The sequence below is a fragment of the Pseudomonas sp. NPDC086251 genome (assembly GCF_044746405.1).
GTDB lineage: Bacteria > Pseudomonadota > Gammaproteobacteria > Pseudomonadales > Pseudomonadaceae > Aquipseudomonas.
In genome coordinates this window covers 46618-52618 of record NZ_JBIVBY010000007.1, presented here as the reverse complement: position 1 = coordinate 52618, position 6001 = coordinate 46618, and the positions used below count along the sequence as shown (strand labels likewise).

The window sequence follows — 6001 nt, the reverse complement described above, 5'->3', positions numbered from 1 at the left end:
ATGCATCGTCGAACTGCGTGTCGAGCTGGAACACCAGCGCGGCTTGATCGCCCTGCTGGCCAGCAGCGTCAACGCCGCCGACGGCAATATCGAGAAAATCAGCATGGACGAACGCGATGGTCGCATCAGCGTGGTCCAACTGGTGGTCAGCGTGCACGACCGCGTGCACCTGGCCCGCGTGATCAAGAAACTGCGCGCACTGACCGGGGTGATTCGCATCACCCGCATGCGCGCCTAAGCCCACTATTACAAGGAGTCATTCATGACCAAGACTGTTATCACCAGCGACAAGGCCCCGGCCGCCATCGGTACTTACTCCCAGGCGATCAAGGCTGGCAACACCGTTTACATGTCGGGTCAGATTCCTCTGGACCCAAAAACCATGGAACTGGTTGAAGGCTTCGAAGCCCAGACCGTCCAGGTGTTCGAGAACCTCAAAGCCGTGGCCGAAGCCGCTGGTGGTTCGTTCAAGGACATCGTCAAACTGAACATCTTCCTCACCGACCTGAGCCACTTCGCCAAGGTCAACGAGATCATGGGCAAGTACTTTGACCAGCCTTACCCTGCCCGCGCCGCCATCGGCGTAGCCGCCCTGCCAAAGGGTTCGCAGGTTGAAATGGATGCCATTCTGGTCATCGAATAAATGCGTGCGGCGCAGCCCTCCGTGGCTGCGCCACTGCAGTACGTATAAAAGGCGTTCTGAAAGGATTCCACCATGCGCAACGCGCTAGTTCTCTCGCTGGTCGCCCTGTTCTTGGGCGGTTGTGCCAGCAACCCTGCCGACCGCGACATCAGCGGCACCTGGATCAATCAGGTGGCAATCGATGCGGCCTCCAAAGGCGGCCCTCTGCGTGAAGCACTCCAGGCCTATGGCCCGAACCTGGAATGGGACGTCAACACCAAGGCCAGTCAGGCCCGCTACACCAACGGTTTTGAAAATGTCGAAGGCAAGCTGCTGGGCGAAGCGTCCGGCGCGTGGAAAGTCGACTTTTATGGCAGCTCCGGCAGTGAGCTGAAGCGTGATGGCAAGCAACTGAGTCAATCCGCGACCGAGAACGAATCGGCACAGGTCTTCGACCGCGCGCAGATCCCGGTGCCCGAGGGCGCACCGATCGGCGCGAGCTTCGAGCGTGCGCTGTATTCGGCCTACATGGGCGGCAGCTGGAAAGTCGTCAGCGGCCCGGGAGAAGGCAATACCGTGCAATTCCAGGCCGACGGTCAGGTTGCCGGTTTGCCCGGTGCGGATCGTTATGCCCTGTGCCTGGCGGGCGATTGCGCGTCGATGAGCGGCGGCAACGACAACATGTGGTTGCAGCTCAATGGCCAGGGCAATACCTGGCTCTTTGCGCGCAAGGGCAAGGAGCTGGAGATTCTCCAGGCGGTGAACACGGCGCAGGCGGATGAAATGCCTTCGTTCACACCCGGCGATCGCAAGTGGTTGCTCGAGAAGCAGTAACCCAATCTTAAGACCACCGAAAAACGGATGTGGGAGCGGGCTTGCTCGCGAAAGGGCCATAACATTCAACTTCATCGTTGAATGTTTCACCGCTTTCGCGAGCAAGCCCGCTCCCACATTTTGATTTGGGGTGACTTGAAGTTAGTCGCGCCCTTCCAGAATGGCCGCATAACCCTCGCGAAAGCTCGGGTACTTCGGCACCCAACCCAAGGCTTTCGCCCGGGCATTACTGCAGCGTTTGCTGCCGGTACGTCGCACGCTCTCATCCTCGGACCATTCGGTCACGCCCAGATACTCGCGCAACCAACCCACCACGTCCGCCAGCGCTGCCGGCGCATCGTCAACGCCTATGTAAACGTCATCCAGGGCCACGCCGCGCCGGTCGGCCTCAAGCAGACACGCCATCAATCCTGCCGCGTCGTCGGCATGAATGCGGTTGGCGTACAGCGGTGGATCGACCGCCACCCGATAGCCGCGGCGAACCTGAGTCAGCAACCATTCGCGCCCCGGACCGTAGATACCGGTCAACCGCACAATGCTCGCCGGGATACCGCTGTTGAGGGCAACCTGCTCGGCTTCGAGCATCACCTGCCCGGAATACCCGGCCGCCACGGTCGGCGAAGTCTCGTCGACCCACTCGCCCTCCTGTTGCCCATACACACTGCTGCTGGACACGAACAGCAGCCGATCGGGCACCTGCCCATAGTCGGTCAACCACTCCAGCACATGCTGCAAGCCCTGCACATAAGCGGCGCGGTAACCGGCTTCATCGTGATCGGTGGCGGCTGCGCAATACACCAGGTAATCCACCGCACCGACTGGCCACGTCTGCGGGCAATCTTCATTAAACAAGTCGCCAGCGACGCCAATCACACCCTTGGGCAGGCGCGAGACGTCACGCCGCAGGCCATGAACCTCCCACCCTAAAGCCAGCAATTGCGTGGCCAGACGACTGCCGACATCACCACAACCGGCGATCAAAACAGATGGCGCGGACATCAGAAAACTCCCGTCAGAAAGGCACAGACTAGCGCCGGCAATGGACGAGCGGCTAGCAATGCAGGAAAAAAAGAAACTCTATTACTTTTGTTAACAAGAATTACTTGCAATAATGCCCGCCACTTTTGTTCTCGGCCTCGCGAGGCCTGGAAGAGCATTTACCCTTTTTCTTTCTCAGGTCCGGCCAGCATGACACGCAATCAATTCCCCGCTTCGCCAACCAAACGACCTCGCGCCTGGAGCGCGGTGGCCGCCCTGCTGCTCAGCCTGCTGCTGGCACCGACCGCCGCCTTCGCTGATGCACAAGCGCCAGCCACGCCGGCCGCTGCCACGGCTCCAGCACCCGCCGATCACGCCGCTCCGGCCGTGACTCCGGTTGCAACCGACCCGGCCCAGGCTGTAGACACCACCGCCGAAGACGCTCCTGAAGTCCTCGAAGCCGACAACACCCTGGGCATGGCCCACGACCTGTCGCCATGGGGCATGTACCAGAACGCCGACATCATCGTGAAAATCGTGATGATTGGCCTGGCCATTGCGTCGATCATCACCTGGACGATCTGGATCGCCAAGGGTTTCGAGCTGATGGGCGCCAAGCGTCGCCTGCGCACTGAAATCGTCCACCTGAAAAAAGCCACCACCCTCAAAGAAGCCAGCGCTACCGCCGCCAAGGCCGGCACCCTCGCCAACCTGTTGGTGCATGACGCCTTGGAAGAAATGCGCCTGTCGACCAACAGCCGCGAAAAAGAAGGTATCAAGGAACGCGTGGCCTTCCGCCTCGAGCGCCTGGTCGCCGCGTGCGGTCGCAACATGAGCAGCGGCACCGGCGTCCTCGCCACCATCGGCTCGACTGCGCCGTTCGTCGGCCTGTTCGGTACCGTGTGGGGCATCATGAACAGCTTTATCGGCATCGCCAAAACCCAGACCACCAACCTCGCCGTCGTGGCCCCCGGCATCGCCGAAGCCCTGCTGGCCACTGCGTTGGGCCTGGTGGCCGCGATTCCGGCCGTGGTGATCTACAACGTCTTCGCCCGCTCCATCGCCGGTTACAAGGCGCAAGTGTCCGATGCGTCGGCAGAAGTCCTGCTGCTGGTCAGCCGCGACCTCGACCACCAGCCTGAGCGCAGCTCGCAACCGCACATGGTGAAAGTGGGGTAATCGGCCATGGGCCTGCATTTGAAAGAAGGCGCAGACGACGATCTGGCCGAGAACCACGAAATCAACGTCACGCCGTTCATCGACGTGATGCTGGTGCTGTTGATTATCTTCATGGTCGCCGCCCCGCTGGCCACCGTGGACATCAAGGTTGACCTGCCTGCCTCCAGCGCCAAACCGGCGCCACGGCCGGAGAAACCGGTGTTCCTCAGCGTTAAAGCTGACCAACGCCTGTTCCTCGGCGAAGACGAAGTGAAGGCCGAAGCACTCGGCGCCACGCTCGACGCCAGGACCAAGGGCAAGAAAGACACGACAATCTTCTTCCAGGCCGACAAAGGCGTGGATTACGGCGACCTGATGAGCGTGATGGACAACCTGCGTTCCGCCGGTTACCTGAAGGTAGGTCTGGTCGGACTCGAGACGGCAGCCAAGAAATGATCACGACGCGCCATAAGCTGACGCGTTATAGCGGGAGCCTGGCCGTGGTGCTGGGCGTTCACGCGCTGGCCATTGCGCTGGCGATGAACTGGACCGCCCGCCCGCCTATCGAATTGCCGCCCCAGGCAATGATGGTCGAGCTGGCCCCCGTTCCAGCCCCACCACCACCGGCACCGCCGAAGGTCATAACGCCGCCACAACCACCGGCACCGGTGGAAGAACTGCCGATCCCGAAAACGGCTGAAGTACCGAAAGCCGAGATCGTCGTGCCGAAACCGGTCAAGCCCAAGCCGAAGCCACAACCGCCCAAGCCTGTGGAGAAAAAGCCGGAGCCGCCGAAGGAAAAACCGTCCGAGGAAAAACCGAGCGACGCGCAACCGACGCAGGCACCGACGGAGAAATCCGCACAACCGGCACCGGGCCCATCGCCAGCGCAGCAAGCGGCCAAGGCCAGTTGGCAAGGCACCCTGCTCGCTCACTTGGCCAAGTACAAAAAGTACCCGGCCAGTGCACAGGCGCGGGGCAAGGAAGGCATGAACCGTCTGCGTTTCGTGGTGGACGCCGAAGGCAACGTCTTGTCGTACGAACTGGTGGGCGGCTCCGGCACTGCCGATCTCGACCGGGCCACCCTGGAAATGATCAAACGCGCCCAACCGCTGCCCAAGCCACCGGCTGACATGCTGAACAACGGCTCCATCGAAATCGTTGCACCGTTTGTTTACTCGCTGGAAAAACGCCGGCGCTGAGAACTGCAGAAACTACTGTAGGAACGAGCTTGCTCGCGAATGTGGCGAACGATAACGCTTGAAGCCTGACACCCCGGGGCGATCTCAGGTTTTTCGCGAGCAAGCTCGCTCCTACAGGGGGATGCAACAGCCAGAAAGGCACCGAAAGGTGCCTTTTGCCTATCTATCCGCGGCAAACCGGCATTGCCCGGTGTCGCCCACCACACGCACTCTGATAACGTGCGTCTATCGATTGCAGCCGGTATGCTTGGCCCGCAACTTCATGGACGCTTGCTATGACTCTCACAGAATTACGCTACATCGTTACCCTCGCCCAAGAGCAGCACTTCGGTCACGCGGCCGAGCGTTGCCACGTCAGCCAGCCGACCCTGTCGGTGGGCGTGAAAAAGCTTGAAGACGAACTCGGTGTGCTGATTTTCGAGCGCAGCAAAAGCGCCGTGCGCCTGACGCCGGTCGGCGAAGGCATTGTTGCCCAGGCCCAGAAAGTCCTGGAACAGGCCCAAGGCATCCGCGAACTGGCCCAGGCTGGCAAGAACCAGCTGACCGCCCCGCTGAAAGTCGGCGCGATCTACACCGTCGGCCCGTACCTGTTCCCGCACCTGATTCCACAACTGCACCGGGTCGCCCCGCAGATGCCGTTGTACATCGAAGAAAACTTCACCCATATCCTGCGCGACAAACTGCGCAACGGTGAGCTGGACGCGATCATCATCGCCCTGCCGTTCAACGAAGCCGATGTGCTGACGTTGCAGCTCTACGATGAGCCGTTCTATGTCCTGATGCCGGCCCAGCACCCGTGGACGCAAAAAGAAACCATCGACGCCGCCCTGCTCAACGACAAGAGCCTGCTGCTGCTCGGCGAAGGTCACTGCTTCCGCGATCAAGTGCTGGAAGCCTGCCCGACCCTGGCCAAAGGCAACGACGGCGCCAAGCACACCACGGTGGAATCCAGCTCCCTGGAAACCATCCGCCACATGGTCGCCTCCGGCCTCGGCATTTCGATCCTGCCGCTCTCGGCAGTGGACAGCCATCACTACGCCCCCGGCGTGATCGAAGTGCGTCCATTGTCGCCGCCGGTGCCGTTCCGCACCGTGGCCATTGCCTGGCGCGCAAGCTTCCCGCGCCCGAAAGCCATCGAGATCCTCGCTGACTCCATTCGCCTGTGCTCGGTGGCCAAGCCGCCGGTGCCAGTGGCCGCAGGTTAAGC

The 6001-nt window shown here is 61.4% G+C and carries 8 protein-coding genes; 7 read left to right on the top strand and 1 reads right to left on the bottom strand.

Going from position 1 to position 6001, the window contains the following annotated elements; genetic code table 11:
- The 3 genes from ACIPL2_RS10620 to ACIPL2_RS10610 form a co-directional block, all read left to right on the top strand.
- The coding region (locus ACIPL2_RS10620) for an ACT domain-containing protein (RefSeq protein ID WP_401355829.1) at positions 1-238 on the top strand (238 nt) is incomplete at its 5' end.
- A 24-nt stretch (positions 239-262) separates the two neighbouring features.
- Positions 263-643, top strand: a complete 381-nt coding sequence (locus tag ACIPL2_RS10615; RefSeq protein WP_003229509.1) for a RidA family protein — start codon at positions 263-265, stop codon at positions 641-643.
- A 72-nt stretch (positions 644-715) separates the two neighbouring features.
- Positions 716-1456 (top strand): hypothetical protein, encoded by a 741-nt coding sequence (locus ACIPL2_RS10610; RefSeq protein ID WP_401355827.1) that lies wholly within the window; start codon positions 716-718, stop codon positions 1454-1456.
- A 141-nt stretch (positions 1457-1597) separates the two neighbouring features.
- Here ACIPL2_RS10610 and ACIPL2_RS10605 read toward each other — a convergent pair whose 3' ends face one another.
- Positions 1598-2455 (bottom strand): SDR family oxidoreductase, encoded by an 858-nt coding sequence (locus ACIPL2_RS10605; protein ID WP_401355825.1) that lies wholly within the window; start codon positions 2453-2455, stop codon positions 1598-1600.
- Between the two features lie 189 nt (positions 2456-2644).
- On the opposite strand from ACIPL2_RS10605, the gene exbB reads away from it, so the two are divergent.
- The 4 genes from exbB to ACIPL2_RS10585 all read left to right on the top strand — a co-directional run bounded on the left by exbB (position 2645) and on the right by ACIPL2_RS10585 (position 5999).
- A complete protein-coding gene (exbB, locus tag ACIPL2_RS10600) occupies positions 2645-3613 on the top strand; it encodes a tonB-system energizer ExbB (RefSeq protein WP_401355823.1) in 969 nt (322 codons plus the stop codon).
- Between the two features lie 6 nt (positions 3614-3619).
- Complete coding sequence (exbD, locus tag ACIPL2_RS10595) at positions 3620-4048, top strand: TonB system transport protein ExbD (RefSeq protein ID WP_095126905.1); 429 nt, start codon at positions 3620-3622, stop codon at positions 4046-4048.
- Positions 4045-4794: an energy transducer TonB gene (locus tag ACIPL2_RS10590; protein WP_401355821.1), complete on the top strand. Its 750-nt coding sequence runs from the start codon at positions 4045-4047 to the stop codon at positions 4792-4794. The genes exbD and ACIPL2_RS10590 overlap by 4 nt, the downstream gene beginning before the upstream one ends.
- A gap of 275 nt (positions 4795-5069) precedes the next feature.
- Positions 5070-5999 carry a hydrogen peroxide-inducible genes activator gene (locus ACIPL2_RS10585; RefSeq protein WP_059403869.1) on the top strand — a complete coding sequence of 310 codons (930 nt, stop codon included), beginning with the start codon at positions 5070-5072 and terminating at the stop codon, positions 5997-5999.
- Positions 6000-6001 lie beyond the last annotated feature (2 nt).